Annotated in this window: 21 protein-coding genes; 8 read left to right on the top strand and 13 right to left on the bottom strand. The window is 67.2% G+C overall.

Annotated features, from left to right (window positions below):
• Positions 1–24: 24 nt before the first annotated feature.
• The 4 genes from ACP7BH_RS04535 to ACP7BH_RS04520 form a co-directional block, all read right to left on the bottom strand.
• Positions 25–381, bottom strand: coding sequence for a DUF423 domain-containing protein (locus ACP7BH_RS04535; RefSeq protein WP_425983318.1), 357 nt, complete (start codon positions 379–381; stop codon positions 25–27).
• Positions 382–429: 48 nt separating this feature from the next.
• Positions 430–1,035: a hypothetical protein gene (locus tag ACP7BH_RS04530; protein ID WP_425983320.1), complete on the bottom strand. Its 606-nt coding sequence runs from the start codon at positions 1,033–1,035 to the stop codon at positions 430–432.
• Positions 1,036–1,107: 72 nt separating this feature from the next.
• Positions 1,108–3,720 carry a tipN gene (locus ACP7BH_RS04525; protein ID WP_425983322.1) on the bottom strand — a complete coding sequence of 871 codons (2,613 nt, stop codon included), beginning with the start codon at positions 3,718–3,720 and terminating at the stop codon, positions 1,108–1,110.
• A gap of 140 nt (positions 3,721–3,860) precedes the next feature.
• Positions 3,861–4,043 (bottom strand): hypothetical protein, encoded by a 183-nt coding sequence (locus ACP7BH_RS04520; protein ID WP_425983324.1) that lies wholly within the window; start codon positions 4,041–4,043, stop codon positions 3,861–3,863.
• 148 nt (positions 4,044–4,191) lie between these two features.
• On the opposite strand from ACP7BH_RS04520, the gene ACP7BH_RS04515 reads away from it, so the two are divergent.
• On the top strand, positions 4,192–5,679 hold the full coding sequence (locus ACP7BH_RS04515) for a phospholipase D-like domain-containing protein (RefSeq protein ID WP_425983325.1): 1,488 nt from the start codon (positions 4,192–4,194) through the stop codon (positions 5,677–5,679).
• On the opposite strand, the gene ACP7BH_RS04510 is transcribed toward ACP7BH_RS04515, so the two are convergent.
• From ACP7BH_RS04510 to ACP7BH_RS04490, 5 genes are all read right to left on the bottom strand, one after another.
• Entirely contained in the window at positions 5,664–6,401 is a 738-nt protein-coding gene (locus ACP7BH_RS04510; RefSeq protein WP_425983327.1) for an endonuclease/exonuclease/phosphatase family protein, read from the bottom strand. The two genes, ACP7BH_RS04515 and ACP7BH_RS04510, sit on opposite strands and share 16 nt — an antisense overlap.
• A gap of 71 nt (positions 6,402–6,472) precedes the next feature.
• Positions 6,473–7,150, bottom strand: coding sequence for a TPM domain-containing protein (locus ACP7BH_RS04505; RefSeq protein ID WP_425983329.1), 678 nt, complete (start codon positions 7,148–7,150; stop codon positions 6,473–6,475).
• Positions 7,150–7,983: a TPM domain-containing protein gene (locus ACP7BH_RS04500; protein WP_425983331.1), complete on the bottom strand. Its 834-nt coding sequence runs from the start codon at positions 7,981–7,983 to the stop codon at positions 7,150–7,152. Before ACP7BH_RS04500 ends, ACP7BH_RS04505 begins: the two co-directional genes overlap by 1 nt.
• Positions 7,980–8,663, bottom strand: a complete 684-nt coding sequence (locus tag ACP7BH_RS04495) for a LemA family protein (protein ID WP_425983333.1) — start codon at positions 8,661–8,663, stop codon at positions 7,980–7,982. The genes ACP7BH_RS04500 and ACP7BH_RS04495 overlap by 4 nt, the downstream gene beginning before the upstream one ends.
• Before the next feature lie 61 nt (positions 8,664–8,724).
• Complete coding sequence (locus ACP7BH_RS04490; RefSeq protein WP_425983335.1) at positions 8,725–9,648, bottom strand: bifunctional methylenetetrahydrofolate dehydrogenase/methenyltetrahydrofolate cyclohydrolase; 924 nt, start codon at positions 9,646–9,648, stop codon at positions 8,725–8,727.
• 92 nt (positions 9,649–9,740) lie between these two features.
• On the opposite strand from ACP7BH_RS04490, the gene ACP7BH_RS04485 reads away from it, so the two are divergent.
• The 3 genes from ACP7BH_RS04485 to ACP7BH_RS04475 all read left to right on the top strand — a co-directional run bounded on the left by ACP7BH_RS04485 (position 9,741) and on the right by ACP7BH_RS04475 (position 13,454).
• The gene (locus tag ACP7BH_RS04485; protein ID WP_425983337.1) at positions 9,741–11,630 is read left to right on the top strand and encodes a PPC domain-containing protein; all 1,890 of its coding nucleotides are present in this window, start codon (positions 9,741–9,743) and stop codon (positions 11,628–11,630) included.
• A gap of 4 nt (positions 11,631–11,634) precedes the next feature.
• Positions 11,635–12,666, top strand: coding sequence for a type 2 isopentenyl-diphosphate Delta-isomerase (fni, locus tag ACP7BH_RS04480; protein WP_425983339.1), 1,032 nt, complete (start codon positions 11,635–11,637; stop codon positions 12,664–12,666).
• Between the two features lie 215 nt (positions 12,667–12,881).
• Entirely contained in the window at positions 12,882–13,454 is a 573-nt protein-coding gene (locus ACP7BH_RS04475; RefSeq protein WP_425983341.1) for a manganese efflux pump MntP family protein, read from the top strand.
• Between the two features lie 4 nt (positions 13,455–13,458).
• Here the strand turns inward: ACP7BH_RS04475 and hutH are convergent, their stop codons facing one another.
• From hutH to hutG, 4 genes are read right to left on the bottom strand one after another with little or no spacing between them, the layout of a single operon-like run.
• Entirely contained in the window at positions 13,459–14,985 is a 1,527-nt protein-coding gene (gene hutH / locus ACP7BH_RS04470) for a histidine ammonia-lyase (protein ID WP_425983343.1), read from the bottom strand.
• Between the two features lie 24 nt (positions 14,986–15,009).
• Complete coding sequence (locus ACP7BH_RS04465; protein WP_425983345.1) at positions 15,010–15,858, bottom strand: bile acid:sodium symporter family protein; 849 nt, start codon at positions 15,856–15,858, stop codon at positions 15,010–15,012.
• Between the two features lie 52 nt (positions 15,859–15,910).
• Complete coding sequence (gene hutU, locus ACP7BH_RS04460; RefSeq protein ID WP_425983347.1) at positions 15,911–17,572, bottom strand: urocanate hydratase; 1,662 nt, start codon at positions 17,570–17,572, stop codon at positions 15,911–15,913.
• The gene (hutG, locus tag ACP7BH_RS04455) at positions 17,569–18,387 is read right to left on the bottom strand and encodes an N-formylglutamate deformylase (RefSeq protein ID WP_425983349.1); all 819 of its coding nucleotides are present in this window, start codon (positions 18,385–18,387) and stop codon (positions 17,569–17,571) included. The genes hutU and hutG overlap by 4 nt, the downstream gene beginning before the upstream one ends.
• A 77-nt stretch (positions 18,388–18,464) precedes the next feature.
• On the opposite strand from hutG, the gene ACP7BH_RS04450 reads away from it, so the two are divergent.
• Genes ACP7BH_RS04450 through ACP7BH_RS04435 form a run of 4 tightly spaced genes read left to right on the top strand, consistent with a single transcriptional unit; the run spans position 18,465 to position 25,276 of the window.
• Complete coding sequence (locus ACP7BH_RS04450; protein ID WP_425983351.1) at positions 18,465–19,856, top strand: formimidoylglutamate deiminase; 1,392 nt, start codon at positions 18,465–18,467, stop codon at positions 19,854–19,856.
• On the top strand, positions 19,853–20,578 hold the full coding sequence (gene hutC / locus ACP7BH_RS04445) for a histidine utilization repressor (RefSeq protein WP_425983353.1): 726 nt from the start codon (positions 19,853–19,855) through the stop codon (positions 20,576–20,578). Before ACP7BH_RS04450 ends, hutC begins: the two co-directional genes overlap by 4 nt.
• Positions 20,575–21,786 carry an imidazolonepropionase gene (gene hutI / locus ACP7BH_RS04440; protein WP_425983355.1) on the top strand — a complete coding sequence of 404 codons (1,212 nt, stop codon included), beginning with the start codon at positions 20,575–20,577 and terminating at the stop codon, positions 21,784–21,786. The genes hutC and hutI overlap by 4 nt, the downstream gene beginning before the upstream one ends.
• Before the next feature lie 37 nt (positions 21,787–21,823).
• Positions 21,824–25,276 (top strand): class I SAM-dependent DNA methyltransferase, encoded by a 3,453-nt coding sequence (locus tag ACP7BH_RS04435; protein WP_425983357.1) that lies wholly within the window; start codon positions 21,824–21,826, stop codon positions 25,274–25,276.

Below are 25,276 nucleotides of genomic sequence, written 5' to 3'. Positions count from 1 at the left end.
GGTCTTTCTGCGAGGACGAAGCGATTAGGAACGAAGCGCGGCGATGGCCAGGCAGACCCAGCCGGCGATCATCAGCAGGCCGCCCACCGGTGCAACCGCGCCGAAGGCGGGGGCGCTGAGGAAGGCGATCAAGGCCAGGGAGAGGCAGAAGATCAAGCCTCCCAAGGCGCCGAGCCAACCGGCGATCTGCGCCAACCGCCCGCCGGCGATCCACTGGGCGCATCCGAAGGCGAAGACGGCGTGGACCATCTGATATTGGGCGCCTGTGGTTAGCAGGGTCTTGATCTGCGGCCCGGCCCCGTGCGCGGCGAAGGCCCCGACGGCGACGGCCATGGCGCCGTTCAGGGCGGCGAAAACGATCAGATTGCGACTCACTGGCATTCGAGAACCCTAACCCGGCGCATCTCGAATGTCTGTGATCAGGAAGGGTTAACCGGCGCGTGGTAGCGGCGTCAGATGGCTGGCCATCGCGGAGGCGGCGGCCTTGATGCCCTTGCGCACAGCGGCCTCGTTGGCTGGCGCAGCCGCGCGCAACAGGCCCACGGAGGGCGTCAGCGGGCCGTCCGGCAGGTCCGCCAGCACGCGGTAGAGAAGGTAGGAGCCGACATCTTCCTCGGCCTCCGACGACGCGTCGGCTTGCAGGCCGGCGGCGGTCAGGGCGCGCAGCATGTCGGCGACGGGTGCGGTGGTGCGGGCGATGCCGGGGCCGGTGCTGGACAGGCGGTTCTTGTAATCCAGCGTGCGGTTCTCGGCGCGCATCTGAACCCGAAAACCGGAGCCCTTGTGCGTGCGCCCGACCAGCAAGACGGCGCGGCAATCGCCGCTGCTCAGGCGTGCGACCAGGGTCGAGACCAGTTCGTCGGGGTCGGCGGCGGCGATGGGCACGGCGCGGGCGCCGATGGGGCTCCAGATTTCGCCGGACAGATTCTCGACCAGATCCCAGCCGTCGTCTTCGCCATCGTAGGTGCAGATGATGATGCCAGGGCGGCGGTCAACGCTGCCAGAGCCGTCGATCTCGTTCATCGTGCCGGCCATAGCCCCATCCATGACAGTTCGGTGACGCGCAAGAGGCGGCAACTTCCGAACGCGGTCAAGTCCTGATGATCCTTAACCCAGGTCGCCGACGGCCGCATCCAGCAACATGAAGGCGCGGCCGCCGTCGGAGGCCAGGCTGGTCTGCACCGCCGCACTGTCGCCCGCACGCGCCGAGGCGTTCAACATGACGGCGAAGTTGCGGACATAGCGTTCGGCGTCGGCCCGAAGTTCGGCGTCGCTGAGCACGCGGCGCGAGACGCTACGCACGGCGGCCGGGGCGACACGGCGCACGATCTGGCGCGCGGCGTCGGGATCGCCGTTGCTGATGGCGCGCGCGGCTTCTTCGACGCGCGAGCGGGGCAATAGGGCGTTGGGATCCACGCCCATGCGCCGGATGGCGGCGGCCACGCGCTCGGACAGGGCCTCGGCTTCGGCGGGCGAAGGGGAGGGCGTATCCAACTCCAGCGGCGCCTCGTTCTCGTCGTCGCCTGAGATCAGATCGCTCCAGTCCAGCCGATTTTCCGACGGTGGACGCGGAGTTTCGGCGGGTTCCAGCCGCAGGCGACTGCGCAGGCCGAACCGGCGCTCTTCTGGCGGCGTCTCCGGCGGTGACATGCGCGACGCGCGAGGCTCGGGATGCGCTTCGATTTCCGGGGGCGGCTCGCGACGGCGTTGTGGCGACGCGTCGCCCGACACCACGCCCATCAGCCGCACGGCCTCGGTCAGCATGTCGTAGTTGCGACGCACCCGTTCCTGGAAGCCGACATCCAGCGCCTCAGTATCTTCTGCCGCCTTGCGCGAAGCGGCGGACAGGGCGGCGAGACCGTCTTCGACCGTGGCGCGGACGGCGTCGGCGCGGGCGCGGGCCTCCTGCGGCAAGCGCGCGGCGCGTTCGTCGATGTCGGCGACGGCGGTGTCGATCTCCGACAGGGCCGAACTCAGTCTCGTGACCAGGGTCTCCAGTCGATTGGCCATCCGCTCGCCGGCCTCGTCCACCAGGCCGGAGGTTTCGTTGACGATACGGCGAGCGTCGGCGATGCGGGCGTCGGCGGCCGTATCGGCCTTCTGGGCGGCTTCGAACAGGGATTCACCCAGGCGGTCGGTGCGCAGACGGGCCTGTTCAGCGGCGTCGGCGGCGGCGGCGCGGGAATCCTCGGCCGTGGCCCGCATCTGCTCCAGTGCGCGGCGGGTTTCTTCCATCAGGGCGTCGCGAGCCTCGGCCGCCAGGGCTTCGAAGCGGTCCAGGGCGACCTTGGTGGCTGAATCGAAACCGTCGGCCTCGCGCTGCGACATGTCCACCAGGGCGCGGAACTGATCGGCGGCGGCCTCGACCAGGTCGCGCATCGACTCGACCGAGGTCTGGGACGTGCGATCCAGATCGCCGGCGGCGGTGCGCGTGGCGGACAGGTGTTCGATCAACTGCGCGCGCTGGCTCTCGACCTGGGCGGAGAAGTCCTCCTGATCGGTGCGCAGGGCGTAGGCGGCGGTGACCAGGGCGGCGCGTTGCTGGCCCAGGCCTTCTTCGACAGACTGAATCTGTTCGGCCACGCCGGTGCCGGCGTTTTCCAGACGGATCGTCTGGCGCGCCAGATCGTCGGAGGCGATCCGCGCGGCGTCCTGGGCCTCGCCGGCGGCGGCGGCCAGATCGGCGGCGCGGGCGGCCAGGGCGGCCTCGGCCTCACGCAGTTGCGCCTGCGCCAGGTCGGAGGCGTCGGCGACCATGCGGGATTGCCGTTCCACCGCGTCGATGACGCCGGCGGCCTGGGTGTCCAGATGGATGCCCAGGGTCTGCATCTGGTCGCGCTCGCGCCCCAGGTTTTCGGTCAGGCGTCGGGCGGTGCGGCCCGCGTTCTCGGCCGCCTCGTTCAGACGCGTGGTTTCCTGCGAAAGCGCTTCACGAAGCAGGGCCATGTCGTTGCGCGCGCGTTCGGCCGCCAGCGTCGCATGGTCGATGTCGGAACGCAGCGACTGGAGGACTTCGCCGGTCTGCTGCGCGGCCAGGGCGGTCGGGGCGACCAGGGCTTCGGCCAGTTGCCGGGCGCGACGGGTCTCGGCGGCGAGGCCGGCCCCCTGACGCACGGCATGGGCCAGCATGATCGCCAGACCGGCCGGGGCCAGGGCGATCAGGACATAGATGGCGATCCGCAGCGGATCCAGCTCCGTCCCGCCGGCGCCGAACTCATAGGCGGCCCAGGACGTGACGCCGCCGATCCAGAGCGCCGAAGCGATGCCGGAGATCAGATAGGCGTGCCGGCCGGAAGGTTCGGGCTGAGTCTTGGCTGCGACCGTCTTTACGGTCGGCGGGTTGGACAGTTCGAAGGTTGCGGGCGGCTTTCCTGCGGCGACGGCCATTTCGACGGCGGCGGTCGATTCCGGCATAGGCTCTGCGCTCAGTTCAGGCGTTGCCATCGGCTCCGGCTCGATGGGGCCACGTTCCGCCGCCAGGGCGCGTTCCTCGGCGAGGCGTTGTTCTTCCAACAGGCGACGGCGACGGCGCTCGGACATGGGTGGATCGAACGGGGGCGCCTCGAACGTCGGCTGAATGATTTCAAAATCAGGCTCGGGGATCGGTTCGAGTTCTGAAGTCGCATCATCCGACGGCGTCTCGTCCGTGATCGACAGTTCGACGGGCGTAACGCCTTCGTCGTCGGTCAGCTTAAGCGGCGGCCGTTTGGGAGACTTCATCAGCTCTAAAACTCGATCTCTACGCGGGCGTCCGACAGCGCCGAGGAAACCCTAGAGCATGATTGGTGCGGACGAAACCGACTCAAGACCGCAACCTGTCGATGAACCGCTGCGCCGACGCACCAGAAGGCGCGATGCGATCAGCAGTCGCGCTGGGTTTCGGACAGCAGGGGCGCTTGTGATCCGGCGTCGCGACACTCGGCGACACGGCGCACTTCGCGGTCGGCATGGTTCGGTGTGTGGGTGTCTACGCCGAACTGCGACAGGACGACGGCGGCCAGCAGGGCGATGAAGCCAGCGATCAGTTCGACAAGCCCCTGCATTCTACCCTCCCTCGCTGCCTGTATGGCTACGCTCCTTATGCGCCAAATCGACGAACGTCACAATCCCGCCCTGAAAGATTGACCCGACGAGACGTGCGTGGAACGGAGGATGCGGACGCTCCGACACCGTGTCACGCGAATCAGGCAGATGGGTCGCATGACGCAAGGCGGCGACAGTTACGAAGGTAGTCTTCTGGAGCCCGGTCCAGGCCTGTGGACCTCTGCGGTCGCGCATCGTTTTTCGGTGCTGATGGAGAACGAGGCCTATTTCGACGCCCTGTCGTCGGCGTTGCACAAGGCCGAGAGGTCCATCGTCCTGCTAGGCTGGCAGTTCGATCCCCGCACGCACCTGGACCCAGAGACACGGCCCGGTGACAAATCAGCCGAGATCGGTCGCCAGTTGCGCATGATGGTGAAGAAGAAGCCGGATCTGGACGTGCGACTGCTGATCTGGAAGTCGCCGCTGCTGATCGCGGCGTCGCAGGGCTTTTATCCTCACCGGGCGCAGCGCTGGTTCCGCAAGCGAATGGTCGAGTTCCGGCTGGACTCGCCGGGGCCGATCGGCGCCTGTCACCATCAGAAGGTCATCGTCATCGACGACAAGGTGGCCTTCTGCGGCGGCGGAGACATCTCGACCGACCGCTGGGATTCCGACGAGCATCTGGACGGCGATCCGCGCCGCGCCCTGCCCAGCGGCCTGATCTGCAAGGCCCGGCATGAGGTCATGGCCGTGATGGACGGGCCGGCGGCGCGTGCGCTGGGCGATCTGGCGCGGGAGCGCTGGTTCAAGGCGACGTGGGAACGCACTACTCCGGATGAGGTCGAAGGCGATCCTTGGCCGGATGGCGTACCGGTGCAGATGACCGACGTGCCGGTCGGCATCGCCCGCACCGAGCCCAAATGGTCCGGTCGTCACGAGGTGCGCGAAAACGAGGCGCTGCATCTGGACTCCATTCGTCGCGCCAAGCGACTGATCTATTTCGAGAACCAGTATTTCACCTCGCCGATCATCGCCGCCGCCCTGGCCGAACGGCTGGCCGAGGTGGACGGGCCGCAGGTGATCGTCATCTCGACGGCGAAAAGCCCCAGCTGGTTCGACAGCCTGACCATGGACACGGCGCGGGCCGAGGTGCTGCATCGGCTTGAGCAGGCCGACACCTACAACCGCTTCTTCGCTTTCGCCCCCCTGACGGAGCATGGCGACCGGATCATCGTCCACGCCAAGGTGACGATCATCGACGACCGGCTGCTGAGAATCGGATCCACGAACCTGAACAACCGCTCGATGGGATTGGACTCGGAGTGCGACATCGCCGCCGAGCCGACGGATGACGCCGGGCGAGCCGTGATCACCGCCTATCGTCACCGCACCATCGCCCACTGGCTGGGCGTGGCGACTAAGGATTATGCGGCGGTCGAGGGCGTATTCGGCTCGGTCGGGGCGGCGATTTGCAGCTTCGAGACGGATCGGCTGAAGCCGCTAGGGTCTGACCCGCCGACGCGCATCCAGCGGATGTTCGCCGAGTGGCAGTTAGGCGACCCGACCTCCTCGACCGACGCCTGGCGGCCGTGGAAGCGGCTGAAACGGTCCCAACGCACCCGACCGGCGTCCGAGGGCGGTCACGCGCCGGGCTGAACCACATCGAAATCGATGATCAGCGGCAGATGGTCCGAGGCCACGCGCGCCAGGGGCGAAAAGGCCGAGCGCACCGCGCGGATGCGGATTTCCGAACTGACGAAACAGTGGTCGATGCGGATGGCGGGGAAGGCCGAGGGAAAGGTCTTCACGCTGGGCTTCAAGCCAAGCTGACGCTGACAGTCCTGAAGGCTGCGGCACAGGGTCTGATAGGGGCGGGTGATGGAGGTGGCGTTGAAGTCGCCCGCCAGCAGCGTCGGTCCCGTGCAGGCGCCGACCCAGCCCGAGCCGGCCAGCGCTGCCGCCTGAAGCCGCTGTTCGCGGGGGACCAGGCCCAGATGGGTGTTCAGGACATTGATGGCGGCCCCGTCGATCTCGATCTCGGACCAGATGGCGCCGCGCGGCTCAAGGCCCGGAATGCCGGATACGGTGGGCAGGGCGCCGGCGCGGATCAGGCGTTCAGGATGGGGGGTCAGGATGGCGTCGCCATACTGTTCGGTCTCGACCCGCATCGCCGGGTGAAAGCGTGAGGTCATGGCCAAACCTGTGGCGATCGCCTGCGCCTGGTCCACGCTGCCGGTGCGAACGCGGCCGACGTCCAGTTCCTGAAGACAGACGATGTCTGGCTCGAACTCGCCGATGACGGCGACGATACGGCCGACATCCAGCCGTCGATCCGTGCCGACGCAGCGATGGACATTATAGGTGAGAAGGCGAGGCATGGCGTGCAGCTGTGTGGGCGTTGAGCGTGGGCTAGGCCTTCTGGCGCGCGAATGCGACCCCGATACGACGATCAGAGCAGGATCAGGTGATCGGGCAGTTCGTTGGGGTTGTCGGGGCGCGGCGGGAAGTGTCGGGCCAGAACCTGTCCGCACAGATCGACAGCCGCCGCGAAACCCTCGACTGGACGATCGGCCCGCAGTTCGCGGGTCAGGACGGCGACCGCCTGGGCCCAGGCATCCTCATCCACCTTGGCGTAGATGCCTTCGTCGGCGATCAGCTCGACCTGATGCTCGTCCAGAGCAGCAAACAGCAGGACGCCGGTGCGTTCGGTGGTGACATGGACGCCCTGGGCCAGGAACTGCTGCAAGGCGGCTTCTCTGACGCGACCACGACGGACCCCGGCAGGCGTGACCAGCCTACGAATGGCGGGAATGCGCGTCAGCAGGAAGACGCCGACGAAGACCAAGGCTTGAGACAAGGCATAGAGGGCCAGGGCCTGACCCGTGGTGGCGGCTTGGGCGGCATCATGCGCGGCTTCCCAGCCGTCGCCGGGCCAGCGGAAATCCAGTAAGAAGGGAATGAAGACGATGGGCGCCAGAAGGGCGGCGCCTGCCGCCCAGGCCAGACTGACGTCCAGGTAGGTGGAGACCCGTCGCGAGATCACGCAGAAGATTTCGCCCGACGTCTGTCGCTCGGCCGCCGAGATGGCCTCGGCGATTCGGCTGCGGTCGTTGTCCGTGATCTGCATCACCATCCCCCCGAGGCGCCGCCGCCGCCGAAGCTGCCGCCGCCTCCGCCGAACCCACCGCCACCGCCACCGAAGCCTCCACCGCCGCCGCCCCATCCGCCGCCGCCGCGTCCCGAGCTTCGCAGCGCTTCGGATGCAGCCCACAGCAGAACGGATCCGACGTTGCTGCGCCGCCCGCGCCCGGACCGCATGGCGATCAGGAACATGAACAGGAAGATGGCCGCGATGATGACAACCGGGATGATGGACTCGGCCTTGGTGTCAGTCTGCTGCGCCGCAGCCGCCTGAGCCCGAGCCTGAGCCTCTGCAGGATCGAGCGACAGCTGGGCGATCAGGGCGTCCACGCCATTGACCACGCCCGCCTGATAATCGCCGTCGCGGAAGGACGGCAGGATGTCGTCGCGTATGACCTGAGACGAGAAGGCGTCGGTCAGGATCGGCTCAAGCCCATAGCCGACCTCGACGCGGACCTTGCGTTCGTTGGGGGCGACGATCAACAGGGCGCCGTTGTCGTTTTCCTTCTGGCCGATGCCCCAGGCGCGACCCAGCTGATAGCCGTAGTCCTCGATCTCCCGATCCTGAAGACTGTTCACGGTCACGACGACAAGCTGGTCGGTGCTGCCGGCCTCCAGAACCGCCAGCTTTTCCGTCAGAGCCTGTTCGGTCGCGGGATCCAGCAGATTGGCCTGATCGACCACGCGCCCGGTCAGGGGCGGAAAGTCGATCTTGGTTTGGGCCGCCGCCGGAAAGGCAAACAGCAGGGCGGCGACCAGACACAGAAGGAGGGCGACGAGGCCCGTCGGACGCAACGCCGCCGATTGAAGGCCTGTCACTGGGCGGGCGGGGTCGCGCCCGGCGCCACGGTCGGCGCGCCGCCGCCGGGCGCCGAGGCGTTTTCGGGCGGGGCGTTCAGGTTGAAGTTGACCTGGGGCGCAGACTGGGCGGCGGCGGTGGCGTTGAACAACTGCATCGGCTGCGAGCCGCCGTGCAACGTCTTGGCCCAGATCACCTGCGGGAAGGTGCGCAGCGTGGTGTTGTAGTCGCGAACAGCCTCGTTGTAGTCGCGGCGCGAGATGGCGATGCGGTTCTCGGTGCCTTCCAGCTGCGACTGCAGGGTCAGGAAGTTCTGGTTGGCTTGAAGCTGGGGATAGGCCTCGACCGTGACCAGCAGGCGCGACAGGGCGCCGGACAGTTGGCCCTGGGCCTCCTGATACTGCTGGAAGGCCTGCGGGTTATCCAGGTCGTCGGCCGAGACGTTGACCGAGGTGGCGCGGGCGCGGGCGTTGATCACGTCCGTCAGGGTGGTGCGTTCCTGGATCGCCGCGCCCTGGACGGTGGCGACCAGATTGGGAACCAGGTCGGCGCGGCGCTGATACTGGCTCTGAACATCGGCCCAGGCCGCTTCAGCACGCTCCTGCTTGGTCGGAATGGTGTTGTAGCCGCAGCCGGCGACGGCGGGGACGATCATCAGAGCGCCGGTCAGAGCGACGGCGCGAGCGTTGAGGCGAACCATGACATCTCCCTGTCGGCGCAGATCGCCGTCGGGTCGAATATTGACCCGCCGCATGAATGCATCAAGCGTCCAATGGCTCCGGTTGGATATTGTTGATGCGGCAGGCCGCCGAATAGGTGTTGGCCAGCAGACAGCCGATGGTCATGGGGCCGACGCCGCCCGGCACCGGGGTGATGCGACCGGCGACCTCGACCGCCTCCTTGAAAGCCACGTCGCCGACGACGCGGGTCTTGCCCTCGGCGGCCTTGACCGGATCGGCCGAGGGGACGCGGTTGATGCCCACGTCGATGACGGTCGCGCCCGGCTTGATCCAGTCGCCCTTGATCATCTCGGGGCGACCGACGGCGGCGACCAGGATGTCGGCGCGGCGGCACACCTCGGACAGGTCGCGCGTGCGCGAATGGGCGACGGTCACGGTGCAGCTCTTGCCGAGCAGAAGCTGGGCCATCGGCTTGCCGACGATGTTGGAGCGGCCGACGATGACGGCGTTCAGACCCGACAGATCGCCCAACTGATCCTTGAGCAGCATCAGACAGCCCAGAGGGGTGCAAGGCACGAGGCCCGGCAGGCCGACGGCCAGACGACCGGCGTTGACGACGTGGAAGCCGTCCACATCCTTGTCCGGGGAAATGGCGTCCAGCACCACCGAGGCGTCGATGTGGGCGGGCAGGGGCAGTTGCACCAGTATGCCGTGGATGCCCGCATCCGCATTCAACTGGGCGATCAGGGCCAGCAGTTCGTCCTGGCTGGTGGTGTCGGCCAGGCGATGGGTGTCCGAGCGCATTCCGGCGCGCAGGGTCGTCTCGCCCTTGTTGCGCACATAGATCTGGCTGGCGGGATCCTCGCCGACGATGACGACGGCCAGGCCGGGTTTGACGCCGTGTGCGCTCTCCAGTCGGGCGACGGCCGCGCCGACACGCTCCACCAAGGCGACCGAAAAGGCCTTGCCGTCGATCAGGGTCGCAGGCGTGGATTGGGCCGACATGGCAGCTCCGTCTGGCGGGAAATGAGGATGGCGGCGATTTACAGCCGTCACGGTTCGGCGTCTATGATCCCCGTCCAATGCTGGAGGAATTCATGAATCGTCCGTCTCTTGTCGCCGCAGTCAGCACCGTCGCCCTTCTCTGGGCCGCCGCGCCGGCTTTGGCCCAGGACGCGCAACCCTTGCGGATCGGCGCGACGGTGAACGGCGCCCTGACGGACGCAGACGGCAAGGCGACGGACGACGAATATCGTTATGACGACTATCGGTTCGACGCACGGGCGGGCCAGCGACTGGAAGCCATTCTGAGGTCCGACGCCTTCGACGCCTATCTGGCCATCTATGCGGACGGCGCCGAGGGCGAGCCGCTGGCGACTGACGACGACGGTCTGGAGGACGGCACGAACGCGCGTCTGCGTTTCACGCCCGAACGTGCCGGCGCCTATGTCCTGCGGGCCAGGACGTTGAGCGGGCTGGACGGCGGCGACTATCGCCTGTCGCTGCAGGAACGTCCGGCTGCGCCCCGCGCGCCTCGACCTGGCGGCATCCGCCTCGGTGCGACCGAGAGCGGGGAACTGACCGCGCGCGATCCAGAGCAGGAGGACGGCGGCCGCTATGACGCCTACGCCTTCCGCGCCAACGCCGGCGACCGGTTCGTCGTGACGCTGGATTCCGAGGCCTTCGATCCCCTGGTGCGGGTCGGGCGGATGAACGGTCCCGACTTTGTGGAGATCGGCTCCAACGACGACGCGCCTGGCGGCGGACTGAATTCGCGCCTGACCTTCACGGCGCCGACGGCAGGCGAATATGTGATCCGGGCCACGTCGCTGGAAGACGGCCTGGGCCGCTATGAGGTGGGTCTGGCTGAGGCACCGCCCGCCGCGCCGTCCAAGCCCATCGCCGTGGGCGACGAGATCAAGGGCGAGTTGGGGTCAGACAGCGCCGTCAACGACGGCGGCCAGCGCGCCGATACCTATCGCTTCACCGGCACCAACGGCCAGCGCGTGGCCATCGAGATGAAGTCCAGCGACTTCGACGCCTATCTGACCCTACGACGCGCATCGGACGATACCGTGTTGGCCGAGGATGACGACGGCGCCGGATCGGGAACGGATGCCCGCATCGCCCGCACCCTGGACGCCGATGGCGACTACATCATCGAGGCGCGCGGATTCAACGACGACGCGGAGGGCGACTATACGCTGAAGCTGACCGAAACCGCGCCGCCGCCTCCACCGACCCCGGCGACCCTCGGGGAGAAGGTCGAGGGCGAGATCACGGAAGAAGACCCTCAGGGCGACGACGGCAAACGCTATGACGCCTATGTCTTCACCGGAACGGAAGGGCAGCGCGTCCAGGCGATCCTGCGCTCGGGCGACTTCGACGCCTATCTGGAGGTCGGCGAGGTCGGCGATACGTTCGAAGCCTTGGCCAGCGATGACGACGGCCTGGCGGAAGGCACGGATTCGCGCCTGAACTTCACCCTGCCGTCGGCCGGCGACTATGTGGTGCGGGCCTCGCCGCTGGATTCGGAAGGCAAGGGGCTTTACGCGCTCGAACTGCTGGATCGCGGGCCTGAACCCAAGCCGGGCAGCCTGCTGGTCGGCGGGACGGTTCGTGGAACCTTGTCCAACAGCGCGGCGCTCAGCGACGAAGGCGCCTATTTCGACGCCTATCGGTTCCAGGCCAAGAAGGACGAGAAACTGCGGATCACCATGGTCTCGAACGCCTTCGATTCCTTCATCGACCTGGGTCAAGTCGATGACGACGGCGACTTCTCCAGCCTGGCCACCGACGACGACGGCTTGTCGGACGCCCACGCCAAGCTGGATTGGACCGCGCCGGACGATGGCTGGTATCTGGTGCGCGCTCGCGCCTATGGCCCCAACCAGACGGGCGCCTATGCCCTGACGGTCGAGCGTCAACCGGCCGGCGCATCGGCCGCCGCTCACGATGAGGCGCCCGTCGTCGTGATGCCGAAATAAGGCGATGACCGACGCCACCCCGCCAAATCGCAAGGATCAACACCTGGACGTGGTGCTGGCCGGGCGCGGCCGACACGCGCGCGACGCGGGTTTCGACCGGGTGCATTTCGTCCATGAGGCGCTGCCGGATCTGGATCACGACAAGATCGACCTCGGCGCCGACTTCCTGGGCAGGCGGCTGAAGGCGCCATTGCTGATCAGCGCCATGACCGGCGGACCGACGCGCGCCGAGGCGATCAATGCGCGCCTGGCCGAGGCGGCCCAGCATCTGGGCATCGCCTTGGCCGTCGGTTCGCAACGCGCGGCGGTCGAAGGCGGGGCGGCGGGCGGTCTGGACCGGACACTGCGTCGTCGGGCGCCGGACACCTTTATCCTGTCCAACATCGGCGCCGCCCAGTTGACGCGGGGCTTCGGGCTGGACGAAGCCAGGCGGGCGGTCGAGATGATCGACGCCGACGCCCTGGTCGTTCACCTGAACCCGTTGCAGGAAGCCTGTCAGCCCGAGGGCGACCGCGACTGGTGGGGCGTCGGGGCGGCGCTGGAAGCCTTGGTCCGCAAGCTGGAGGTTCCGGTCGTCGTCAAGGAGACGGGGGCCGGCCTGTCGGGCCACACGGCGCGGCGACTGGTGGACATGGGCGTGGCTGCCGTAGACGTTGCCGGAGCTGGCGGTTCCAACTGGGGTCTGGTCGAGGGCGAGCGCGCCGTCGATCCGGCGGACAAGGCCCATGCCGCCGTCTTCTCAGACTGGGGCACGCCGACGGCCCACGCGCTGGTGGACGTCAGGCGCGCCTGCCCGGACGCCGTCATCATTGGATCTGGCGGCGTGCGCAACGGTCTGGATGTCGCCAAGGCGATTCGGCTCGGGGCGGACGTGGCGGGGCAGGCGGCGGGGGTTCTGGCGGCGGCGACGCTCTCGACCGAGGCCGTCGTGGATCATTTCCAGCTGGTCATTCGACAGCTGAGAACCGCCTGTTTCTGCACCAACTCCGCCAATCTGGCGGCTCTGAGACGGGCGCCGCTGCACCCCTTCGACTGATCTGCACGGTTGCCAATCCGTCGGCGCCGCGTGTAGAGGACCGCCTCCTGTTGGGGAGTAGCTTCCGGCGTCGAGACGTCGGGATCGTGTCAACACACTCGCGTTTCGGCGCGTGGCGCGATCAGCGGACCATCACCGCCTAGCGAGACCAGCGCGTTCCACCGCCGCACCGGCCGGAGTGGAGCCGCTGTCTTGCGTCCGGTCGAGTGCAGTCCATGACCCCGGGAACAATCGCCATCCTGTCCCTCAGCATGTCCACGGACGCCTTTGCGGCCGCCGTGGGACGCGGGGCCTCGCATCGTCCGGCCGTGAAGGACGCGATCAAGGCGGGGCTGGTGTTCGGCGTCATCGAGGCGATCACGCCCCTGATCGGCTGGGGACTGGGCATCGTCGCCGCAGGCCTGGTCGAGAAGGTGGATCACTGGATCGCCTTCACGCTTCTGCTGATCGTCGGCGGCAAGATGATCTGGGAAGGCGCCAAGCCGCGCGATGCGCAAGACGACGCTGCGCCGCGCCGGTCCGGCCCCTGGGCCCTGATCGCCACCGCCATCGGCACCAGCATCGACGCGGCGGCCGTCGGCGTGGGTCTGGCCTTCATCGGCGTGAACATCTGGGTGATCGCCGCCTCGATCGGCTTCACCACCTTCGTCCTGACCACCATCGGCATGCTGATCGGCAAGGCCGTGGGAACCCGGTTCGGCAAGTCTGCCGAGATTATCGGCGGCGTGGCCCTGATCGGCCTTGGCACGGCGATCCTGCTGGAACACCTGGGTATTCTGGGCGGCTGACTCGTCAGGCTGAGGGCAGGAGGTCCGCGGCGAAGGCCCGATAGCGACCGTCGCGCACGCCTTCTGTCGCGCGTGCGATGTCGGGCGCAAAATAGTGATCGCTGGTATAGGGGGCGGCCGCCTCTCGCACGATGGCGAAGACCTGTTCCAGGGCGGGGGAGCTGGTCAGGGGGCGGTGGAACTCCAGCCCCTGCGCCGCCGCCAGAAGTTCGATGCCCAACACCGTCGCCGTGTTCTCGGCCATGTCCAGCAGGCGCCGCGCGCCGTGGGTGGCCATGGAAACGTGGTCTTCCTGATTGGCGCTGGTGGGCACCGTGTCCACGCTGCAAGGATGGGCGACCATGCGGTTCTCGGCGATTAGGGCGGCGGCGGTCACCTGGGCGATCATGAAGCCGGAGTTCAGGCCGCTTTCCTTGACCAGGAAGGCCGGCAGTTCGCTCATCTTCGGATCGACCAGGATTGATGTGCGGCGCTCGGAGATATTGCCGATCTCGCACAGGGCCATAGCGATCTGATCGGCTGCAAAAGCAACGGGTTCGGCGTGGAAGTTGCCGCCCGATATGACGTCGCCGTCTTCGATGAAGACCAGCGGATTGTCGGTCACGGCGTTGGCTTCGCGCTCCAGCGTGGCGGCGGCGGTGTTGAGCACATCCAGGATCGCGCCCATGACCTGGGGCTGGCAACGCAGGGAATAGGGATCCTGCACCTTGGCGCAGTCGTCGCGGTGACTGTCGCGGATGGCGGAGCCGGTCATCAGTTCACGCAGGCGTGCAGCGACGGCGATCTGGCCCGGTTGGCCACGCAGGGCATGGATGCGCGGATCGAAGGGGGCGTCGGAGCCCTTAAGCGCATCGACCGACAAGGCCCCGGCCGCGATGCCGGCGGCGAACACGGCTTCGGTTGCGAACAGGCCCGCCAGAGCCAGCGCCGTCGAACACTGTGTACCGTTCAGCAGGGCCAGGCCTTCCTTGGGGCCGAGCGTCAGTGGCGTCAGACCGATCTTGGCCAGGGCCGCTTCAGCCTCCAGCGTCTCGCCGTTCAGCCGCGCCTCGCCCACGCCGATCAGGACGCAGGACATATGGGCCAGCGGGGCCAGATCGCCCGAGGCGCCGACCGAACCCTTGGATGGGATGCAGGGCAGGATGTCGGCATTGACCAGGGCGATCAGAGCCTCAAGCGTCTCGCGACGAATGCCAGACGCGCCGCGCGACAGGCTTGCGATCTTCAGCACCATCAGCAGGCGGGTCACCGCGTCGGGCAGCAATGGTCCGACGCCGCAGGCGTGACTGAGCACCAGATTGCGCTGAAGCGTCTCCAGATCCTCCGGCGCGATGGAGGTGTTGGCCAGCAGGCCGAAGCCCGTGTTGACGCCATAGACGGTGCGGCCCTGGGCCACGATGTCGGCGATCACGGCCGCGCCCCGGTCCACGTCGGTCCAGGCGGCGGGCGCCAGTTCGACCGTCACAGGGCCGTCGAGGACGGCGCGCAACTGGGCGAGGGTGAGGGGGGATTGGCCTAGGATAAGGGTCATGTCTGCTTCTTTTCTGGCTGCGGCTCAGCCGGGCCGCCGTGAGATCCACAGGCCGAACAGCGCCGCGATCGGGAACATCAGCACCCCATAGACCGCCGCCGGCAGCGACATTTCCGGCTGCTGCAGCACGCCCTGGGCGATGACGATGGCGAGGGTGGCGTTGTGAATGCCGACCTCGAAGGCGCTGGCCACCGCCTGGCTCTTCTCGATCTTCAGCAGGCGCGGAACGACGTAGCCGACCGTCAGGCTCAGGACGCAGAAGACGATGGCGATCCCGCCGAGCAGCAGGACGTTGGCCGCCAGCAGGTCGAAGCTGCTGGCCACCGATCCCAGGATCACGAGGACCAGGATCGCCACCGAGGCGATCCGTACCGGCTTGTCCATGGCCTTGGCGAAGCCCGGTTTCAGCGCCCGCACGGTCATGCCCAGTGCGACCGGCGCGAGAACGATCAGGAACACCTCCAGCGTCTTCTTGAACTGCAGGCCGACGCTGAGGTCGCCGGGCTGAAACCAGGCGATGGCCAGGTTGGTGATGACCGGAAGGGTCACGACGGCGATGACCGAATTGATCGCCGTGAGCGAGATGTTCAGCGCCACATCGCCCCGGAACAGGTGGCTGTAGAGGTTGGCGGTCGTGCCGCCGGGCGAGGCCGCGAGCAGCAGCATCCCCACCGCCAGGATGGGCGGCAGGCGGAACAGAAGCACAAGGGCGAAACAGATGGCTGGCAGCACCAGCAACTGACAGCCCAGGGCGACGGCGGCCGCCCTGGGCTGTTTAGCCACGCGCACGAAGTCGGCGGGCGTCAGATCCAGCCCGAGGCCGAACATGATGATCCCCAGGGCCAGAGGCAGGGCGACGGCGGCGAATTCCATGCGACTTTCCTCGAAGGCGGGGCGGGCTGTCGATCAGCCCTGAAACACTGGATCAGGCGAGGCTGGGAAGGTTGAGTTCGTGCTCACGGGCGGCGGCCTTGGCGATGTCGTAGCCGGCGTCGGCGTGGCGCATGACGCCGGTGGCGGGGTCGTTCCATAACACCCGCTCCAGCCGACGGGCGGCCTCCGGCGTGCCGTCGGCGACGATGACGACGCCGGAATGCTGGGAATAGCCCATGCCGACCCCGCCGCCGTGGTGCAGCGACACCCAACTGGCGCCCGAGGCCGTGTTCAGCAGGGCGTTCAGCAGGGGCCAGTCCGACACGGCGTCGGAGCCGTCCATCATGGCCTCGGTCTCGCGGTTCGGGCTCGCGACCGATCCGCTGTCCAGGTGATCGCGGCCGATGACGATGGGACCGGACAGTTCGCCGGACGCCACCATCTCGTTGAACATCAGGCCGGCGCGGTGGCGATCACCCAATCCGATCCAGCAGATCCGGGCCGGAAGGCCTTGGAATGCGATCCGTTCTCCGGCCATGTCCAGCCAGCGATGCAGGCCGGCGTTGTCGGGGAAGAGCGCCTTCATCGCCGCATCGGTCTTCCTGATGTCGTCGGGATCGCCGGTCAGGGCGGCCCAGCGGAAAGGGCCGATCCCGCGGCAGAACAGCGGGCGGATATAGGCGGGCACGAAGCCGGGGAAGTCGAAGGCGTTGGTCACGCCCGCGTCGAATGCGACCTGGCGGATGTTGTTGCCATAGTCGGTCGTCGGCACGCCCATCGCCTGGAAGGCCAGCATCGCCTTGACGTGTTCGACGATGGAGGTGCGTGCGGCGGCGGCGACGCTGTCTGGATCGCTGACGCGCTTGTCTTCCCATTCGGCGACCGTCCAGCCGGAGGGCAAATAGCCGTTGATCAGGTCGTGGGCGCTGGTCTGGTCGGTGACCAGATCGGGGCGGATGCCGCGCCGAACCATCTCAGGCAGGACATCGGCTGCATTGCCCAACAGGCCGACGGATATGGGTTTTCCCGTTCGCCCGGCGTCTTTGATCAGAGCCAACGCCTCGTCCAGCGTCTCGGCCATGACGTCGAGGTAGCGGGTCTTCAGCCGCATCTCTATCCGGCTGCGCTGGCATTCGATGGCCAGGCAGGAGGCGCTGGCCATGGTCGCCGCCAGCGTCTGGGCGCCGCCCATGCCGCCCAGGCCCGCCGTCAGGATCCACTTACCCGACCAGTCGCCGCCATAGTGCTGGCGACCGGCCTCCATGAAGGTCTCATAGGTGCCTTGGACGATGCCCTGGGTGCCGATGTAGATCCATGACCCGGCCGTCATCTGGCCGTACATCATCAGGCCCTTGCGATCGAGTGCGTTGAAATGCTCCCAGGTCGCCCATTTCGGCACCAGGTTGGAGTTGGCGATCAACACCCGCGGGGCGTCGGCATGGGTGCGGAACACGCCGACCGGCTTGCCCGACTGGACCAGCAGGGTCTCGTCGGCTTCCAGCGTCTTCAGTGTCTCGACGATCCTGTCGAAGGCGGCCCAGTCGCGCGCCGCCTTGCCGATGCCGCCATAGACGACCAGATCCTGGGGCCGCTCGGCCACCTCGGGATCGAGGTTGTTCATCAGCATGCGCATGGCGGCTTCGGCCGCCCAGGTCTTGGCGGTCTTATCCGGCCCGCGCGGGCTGCGGACGATCCGGGCGTTGGGCGTGTTCATCTCTGGCTCTCGGCGAAGGCGATGCAGGCGGTCAGCACCCGGTGCAGATGCTGGCGCATAGGTTCGGCGCGTTCGGGTTCGTAGGGGCTGGGCCAGTTGTCGGGCGACACTGGTCCGGCTGGATCGAGGATGTAGCCCCGGTCGGCCAGCTCCATTTGGATGGCATGGACGCCGGTTGCGGGCCGGCCATAGTGGCGCGTGGTCCAGCCGCCCTTGAACCGGCCGTTGACGACCAGGCTGTCGCCGCTGATCGCACAAGCGGCTTCGACGGCCTGGGTCAATGCGCCGGCGCAGGTCGCGCCGTCGTTGTCGCCGATGTTGAGCTGAGGCAGTTCGCCCTCGAACAGGCGCGGGACCACCGAACGGATCGAGTGGGCGTCGTAGAGGACGACAGGGCCGTTGATACGCAGGCGGTCCAACTGGCTTCGCAGGGCGGCATGATAGGGATCGAACCAGGTCGCGCGTCGCTCGGCGATCTCGGCCCCGTCGGGCTCCTGGCCCGCCCGATACAGCGGCTCGCCGTCGAAGGTTTCGGTGGGACACAGGCCGGTTGTGGTCATGCCGGGATAGAGGGAGACCCCCGACGGATCGCGGTTCACGTCGATGACGCTGCGGGACACGCCGGTGCGCACCAAGGTCGCGCCCATGTCGACGGCGAAGTCGTACAACCGATCCACCCACCAGTCCGCGTCCTTGCGCGCCAGCCAGCCGGAGGTCATTCGCGCCTCGATGGCGGCCGGAATGTCGGTCCCGGTGTGCGGCAGGCCGATCACCAGCGGCGCCGAACCCTCATGCACGGTCAGCCAGTCCTGCATCCGTTCAGCCTCCCTCGCCAAATCGATCCGTCGTGCTATGTCTAGACATATTGATCGCAACACGATGGACCTGTCCAGTGACCCTTCAGCCGCAGCCCGTGGATCGCACCCTTTGGTTCGAGACGGCCCTGCTGCCGGATGGCTGGGCGCGAGATGTGCGGATCGGCATTGCTGGTGGATGGATCGCCAGTCTCGAAGCGGGCGTGGCGCGAACAGCGGCAGATCAGGGCGGCGGAGTCGCCTTGCCGGGCGTCTCCAACGTGCATAGCCATGCCTTCCAGCGGGCCATGGCCGGTCTGACCGAGGCGCGCGGGCCAGAAAACCAAGATGGGGCCGACGACGACTTCTGGACGTGGCGCGCGCTGATGTACCGCTTCCTCGACCGGGGCGGGCCTGAGGAGATCGAGGCCATCACCACCCTGGCCTTCATGGAAATGCTGGAGGGCGGTTTCACCCGCGTCGCCGAGTTTCACTATCTGCATAACGACCCGTCGGGCGCCGCCTATGCTGATCGGGCTGAGATCGCGACGCGGATCGTCATGGCGGCGCAGGGGACCGGGATCGCCCTGACGATGCTGCCGGTCTTCTATGCTCAAGCCGGGTTCGGGGGGCAACCGCCGTCGCAAGGACAGCGACGCTTCATTAATGATCTGGACGGGTTTGCAGATCTGGTCTCGCGATGCCGGACCCTGACCGCCGATCTGCCCGACGCCGTGGTCGGGGTGGCGCCGCACAGCCTGCGCGCCGTCAGCCCGAACGAACTGGCGGCCATGCCGGCGCTGGCGGGCGACGGGCCGATCCATATCCATGTCGCGGAACAGACCAAGGAGGTCGCGGACTGCCTGGCCTGGTCGGGGGCGCGGCCGGTGGAGTGGCTGCTGGCCAATGCGCCGGTCGATCCGCGCTGGTGCCTGATCCACTCCACCCACGTGATCGAGACCGAATGGCGGGGCGTGGTCGAGCGGGGCGCCATCGTCGGCCTGTGCCCGATCACCGAGGCCAATCTGGGCGACGGCGTGTTCCCGGCGGCCGAGTTCACACGGGCTGGCGGGCGGTTCGGGATCGGCACGGATTCCAACGTCCAGATCGGCGTGGCCGAGGAACTGCGGATGCTGGAATACAGCCAGCGTCTGGCGCTGCGCGGCCGTGCGGTCATGGCGGATGCGAAGCGCTCGACGGGCCGCGCCCTGTTTGAGCGCGCATTGGCGGGCGGCGCCCAGGCCACCGGCGCCGCATCGGATCTGAGCGTCGGGGCGTCGGCGGACATCGTGTCGTTGGATGCAAGCGGTCTGGCCTTCGCCGGACGGTCGGGCGATGCGTTACTCGATAGCTGGATATTCGGCGCGCCGACGGGCTCGATTTCGTCGGTCTGGCGCGCAGGACAGGAGGTCGTGAAGAACGGCCGCCACGTCGCGCGGGACGCCATCGAGGCGCGCTATCGCCAAGCGCTGGCGACGGTGCTGGGGTGAGCCTGCATCGCCGCATCTACGCCGATCTGGAGGGGCGCATCCTGTCCGGCGATCTGTCGCCCGGCGACCGAATTCCGTTCGAGCATGAACTGACCGAACGCTACGGCTGTTCGCGCATGACGGTGTCCAAGGCCATTTCCGAACTGGCCGGACGGGGACTGGTGACGCGTCGCCGCCGCGCCGGCACCTTCGTCGCCCAGCCCAAGGCCCACGCCGCCGTCCTGGCCATTCCCGACCTGCGGGCCGAGGTGATCGAGCGAGGGCAGGTTTACGGCTATGTCCTGCTGGAGCGAATCGAGCGCGAGCCGGAGGGCGCGGACGAAATCGAACTGGCGTCGGGCGGTCGTCTGCTGGACCTGACCTGTCTGCACAGCGCCGACGGCGCGCCGCTGGCGCTGGAGCATCGGCTGATCGCCCTGGGCGCCGCGCCTCAAGCCATACACGTTGATTTTCAGACGGTTCCGCCGGGAAGTTGGTTGCTGGACTCCGCGCCCTGGACCGAGGCGGAGAACCGCATATCGGCCATCGCGGCCGACGCCCGCGCCGCACGTCTGCTGGAACTCAAGCCCGGCGCTGCCTGCCTGTGCGTCGAGCGGCGGACGTGGCGGGACGGGCAGGGGGTGACGCGGGTCTGGCAGACCTTCCCCGGCGACCGCTACGATCTGGTCGCACGTTTCTCGTCAGCCCACCCACCTGTTCTGGCCAAGGAGCCCCGCCGATGAAGGTCGACCGTCTGCTCATCGACTGCCACGTCGCCACCATGGTCGAGGGGGCCGTTCCCTATGGCGCCATTCAGGACGCGGCCGTTGTCGTCGTGGATGGGCGCATCGCGTGGGTAGGGCCGCGCGCTGATCTGCCCGCCGTAGACGCCACTGAGACTGAGCGGCTGGACGGGCGCTGGATCACGCCGGGCCTGATCGACTGCCATACGCACCTTGTGTTCGGCGGCGACCGCTCGGCCGAGTTCGAGCAGCGGCTGGGCGGGGCGACCTATGAGGAGATCGCGCACGCAGGCGGCGGCATCGTCTCGTCGGTCAAGGCCACGCGGGCGGCGTCGGAAGAGGATCTGTTCGCCTCGGCCATGACGCGGCTGGCGGGACTGAAGGCCACCGGCATGACCACCGTCGAGATCAAGTCCGGCTATGGGCTGGATCGCGAGACGGAGCTGAAGATGCTGCGTGTCGCCCGCCGGATCGGACGCGAAGGCGGGGTGCGTGTCCGCACCAGCTATCTGGGCCTGCACGCTGTGCCGCCAGAGTATCGCGAAGACCGCGCCGCCTATGTCGATCTGGCCATAGACGACATCCTGCCCGCCGCCCATGCCGAGGGGCTGGTCGATGCGGTCGACGCCTATTGCGAGCCCATCGCCTTTTCGACCGACGAGGTGTCGCGCCTGTTCGACAAGGCGCGCGCGCTGGGCCTTCCGGTCAAGCTGCATGCCGACCAGTTGTCGAACGGCGGCGGCGCGGCCCTGGCGGCGCGCTATCAGGCCCTGTCTGCCGACCACATCGAACATGCGACCGAAGACGGCGTCGCCGCCATGGCCGCCGCAGGGGTCGTCGCCGTCTTGCTGCCCGGCGCCTACCTGATGCTGCGCGAGACCCAGGCGCCGCCCGTCGATCTGCTGCGCCGCCACGGCGTGCGGATGGCCGTCGCCACAGACTGCAACCCTGGCACCTCGCCCGTCGCCTCCATGACCGCCGCGCTGAACCTCGCCTGCGTCCAGTTCCGCCTGACCCCCGAAGAGGCTCTGGCCGGTGCGACGGGTGAGGCCGCACGGGCGCTGGGGATGCTGGACGAGATCGGGACCGTTGAGATCGGCAAGGCGGCGGATCTGGCCATATGGGACGTCACCCGACCGGGGGAGCTTTGCTACTGGCTGGGCAAGCCTTTATGCGCGGCGAGTTATCGCGGAGGTTTGCGCCTATAGATTGCGTTATGGTGTACAATAACCTTAGATTGTTTCCATGCAGGGGAAACAATCAGACGATGTCGAGGCTTTCATCGCCCATTGGTCGAGCGTTCCGATCAGCGAACGGGCCCACTACCAGACCTTTATCATCCAACTGTGTCGCCTGATCGGAGCACCGGCGCCGGATGATGAACGGACCGGCGACCTGGACTACTGCTTCGAACGGCCGGTTCGGTTTCGGCATGACGACGGGTCCAGCCAGTCTGGCTATATCGACTGCGCCAAGCGCGGTTGTTTCGTGCTGGAGGCGAAGCAGTCGCAGAAGCGGCGTGAAGGCGGGCCGTTCGATCCGGTCGTTCAACTGGCTCTGTTTTCGCGCTCCGTAACCAAATCACGTGCGCCTTCGCAGGACGCGCTGGATCGGCTGATGCGAACGGCCAAGCGACAGGCCGAGAACTACGCCAAGGCGCTGGATGAATGGCCCCCGTTTCTGGTGATCGTGGACGTCGGGCGATCGATCGAGCTTTGGTCCGACTTCGCGTGTCAGGGCAAGATCTACGCGCCGTTCCCCGACCGTGCAGGCTATCGGATCACGCTGGATCAGCTTCGCTCGCCCGAGGTGAGGGACCGCCTGCGCCGGGTCTGGACAGAGCCCATGTCGCTGGACCCGGCCGCCAAGGCGGCCGAGGTGACCACGGCCATCGCGTCGCGGCTGGCCTGGCTGGTGAGATCGATCAACAACCGACGGCAGGCCGGGCTGGACCGGGTGGACGCTTCGGCTCAGGCCGAAAAGACGGCGCTGTTCGTCATGCAGTGCATCTTCGCCATGTTCGCCGACAGCGTTAGGCTGATCGACGACCGGGGATTCCTGGGGCTGCTGGAAAGCTATCGCTCCAAGGCCGAGCGATTTCACGATGCCGCCCGGATATTCTTCAGGACGATGGATGAAGGCGGGCACTGCCTGGCGACGCAGGAGCGTATCCGGCGGTTCAACGGCGGGCTTTATCACCGCGTGGACCCGATCCCGATCACAGAAGACGAGTTATCGGCGCTGATCGCAGCGGCGCGGTGCGATTGGGCCAATGTCGAGCCCGCGATCTTCGGCGCCCTGCTGGAGCAGGCGCTTGATCCAGCGGAACGCGCTGAACTGGGCGCCCACTATACGCCACGCGCCTTTGTCGAGCGCCTGATCGAGCCGACGATCATGGAGCCGTTGCGCGCGGATTGGGAGGCGGTCGAAGCCCAGGCCATCGGCCTGTATCTGAACGGTGATCCCTTGGGTGCGCGTCGTCTGATCCGTGGCTTCCACGAACAACTGTGCAAGGTGCGTGTGCTGGATCCAGCCTGCGGCACCGGCAACTTCCTCTATGTCGCCATGCGAATGATGAAGGAGTTGGAAGAAGAGGTCGTCAGCACCCTGGGCGAGATGGGCGAGCATCAGGGCATTCTGGCCCTGGAAGGCCATGTGGTCAGTCCCGAGCAGTTCTATGGGCTGGAGAAGAACGCCAACGCCGCCTGGATCGCCGAGATGGTCATGTGGATTGGTCATCTCCAGTGGCATTTCCGCGTGTCCGGCGACGCCATGCCCAGCGAGCCGATCCTGAAGGACTTTCGCACGATCGAGCGCTCAGACGCGCTGTTGGAATATGCGCGTCTCGAGATCGTTCGCGACAGCGCCGTTCATAGCCGTGCGCCGGACGGCGATCGCAGAGGACGGCCTCTGTTCGAAAGAGACAGGGAGCGCGAAACCGTCCGTTATGTCGATCCGCGTCCGAAGCCTTGGCCTCCGGTTCATTTCATTGTCGGCAACCCGCCCTTTATCGGCGGCAAGGACCTGAGGCGCGAGCTTGGCGACGGCTATGTCGACGCCTTGGCGACGATCAGGGGCGGGCGGTTCCTGTCTGCAGATTTCGTGACGGCCTGGTGGGACCGCGCGGCCGAAATCCTGACCCAGCCCGGATCGATCCTGCGTCGGTTCGGCTTCATCACGACCAACTCGATCACCCAGACCTTCTCGCGTCGCGTGCTTGAGCATCACCTCGACCGAGATCAGCCGATCCGTCTGGCCTTCGCGATCCCGGATCACCCCTGGGTCAAGGGTGTCGGATGCGCCGACGTGCGCATCGCCATGTCTGTCGCCGAGCGGGGCGAACCGGACGGGCAGGGGCGATGGCTGAAGGTCCGCGACGCGGAGGCGCTGACGTTCGAGGAAAGGCATGGCGACATCGGCGCCGACCTGATGCTGGACAGTCGGCTGACGCGGGTCGGGGCGTTGAAGGCCAATGCGGGCTTGGCCTATCGCGGCGTGCAGTTGATGGGGGCAGGATTTCAAGTCTCCCCGGCGAGGGCGAAGGCGCTGTTGTCGGGGTCGGACCCGCAGGCGCCGTGCCCGGTTCGGGACTATCGCAACGGTCGAGATCTGGCCGACCGGCCGCGCGGCGTTCAGGTCATCGACTTCTTCGGATGGGACGAAGGGGAGGCGCGGCGACGCCATCCGCTGCTCTTCCAGCACCTGTTGGAGACGGTGAAGCCGGATCGGGACCGCAACAACAGGGCCGCCTATCGCGAGAACTGGTGGATTTTCGGTGAGCCGCGTCGCGATCTTCGAACCGCACTGGAAGGCCTGAACCGCTACATCGTCACTGTCGAGACGGCCAAACATCGCTGGTTTCGGTTCATAGATGCAGCCACCCTTCCGGACAACAAGCTGGTTGTGATCGCCAGCGACGATCCCGCCGTGCTGGGTGTGCTGTCCTCACGGCAACATCGGGCGTGGTTCGCCGCAAACGCGGGCCGGATCGGCGAATACGAACGCGAGGCCGTCTATGTGAAGGGCGCCTGTTTCGACGCGTTTCCTTTTCCCGAGCTGAAGGGCGATTTGGCAGCCGAGATCGGCGTGCTCGCCGAAGAACTGGATAGGCTGCGGTCCGACGTTCTGGCTCGCCACGCCGCGCTCACCATGACCGGATTGTACAACGCCCGGGCGCGAATGGGCGGCGAACCGCTGACGGAAACGGAGCGCGGCGCTCACGAAGCCGGATGTGTGGGCGTTCTGGATCACCTGCACCAGCGGCTCGATCGACTGGTCGCGCATGCCTACGGATGGCCTGACGACCTGACGGACAGCCAGATCGTGGATCGCCTCATCGTGCTGAATCAGGCGCGTGCCGAACAGGAGGCGATGGGCGATATTCGCTTCCTGCGCGCGGGATACCAGGCCGGAAAGGTCAGGCAGGGCGGGGCGATGAAGCCTGTTCAACCCAGCCTGCCGGCGTCGCGTGAGAAGATGTTCCTGCCAGAGGAACCTGGCGCTCTCGCCTCAAGCCTGCTCTCCATCCTTCGCAAGGCCGGTGTCCCGATGCCCCCTGCGGCCTTGGTCGCCGAATTCGAGGGCAGCAGGCCACGGGCACGCCGGATGATCGACCATACTCTGGCGGTTCTGGCGGTTGCGGGTTCTGTCCAACGCACTGATGTCGGTTGGTTCGCACCGCGGCGGATGCCGAGCTAG

The organism is Brevundimonas sp. TWP2-1 (assembly GCF_049897645.1).
Lineage (GTDB): Bacteria > Pseudomonadota > Alphaproteobacteria > Caulobacterales > Caulobacteraceae > Brevundimonas.
The sequence above is the reverse complement of the archived record's forward strand: the minus strand, read 5'-3'. Positions and strand labels throughout refer to the sequence as shown.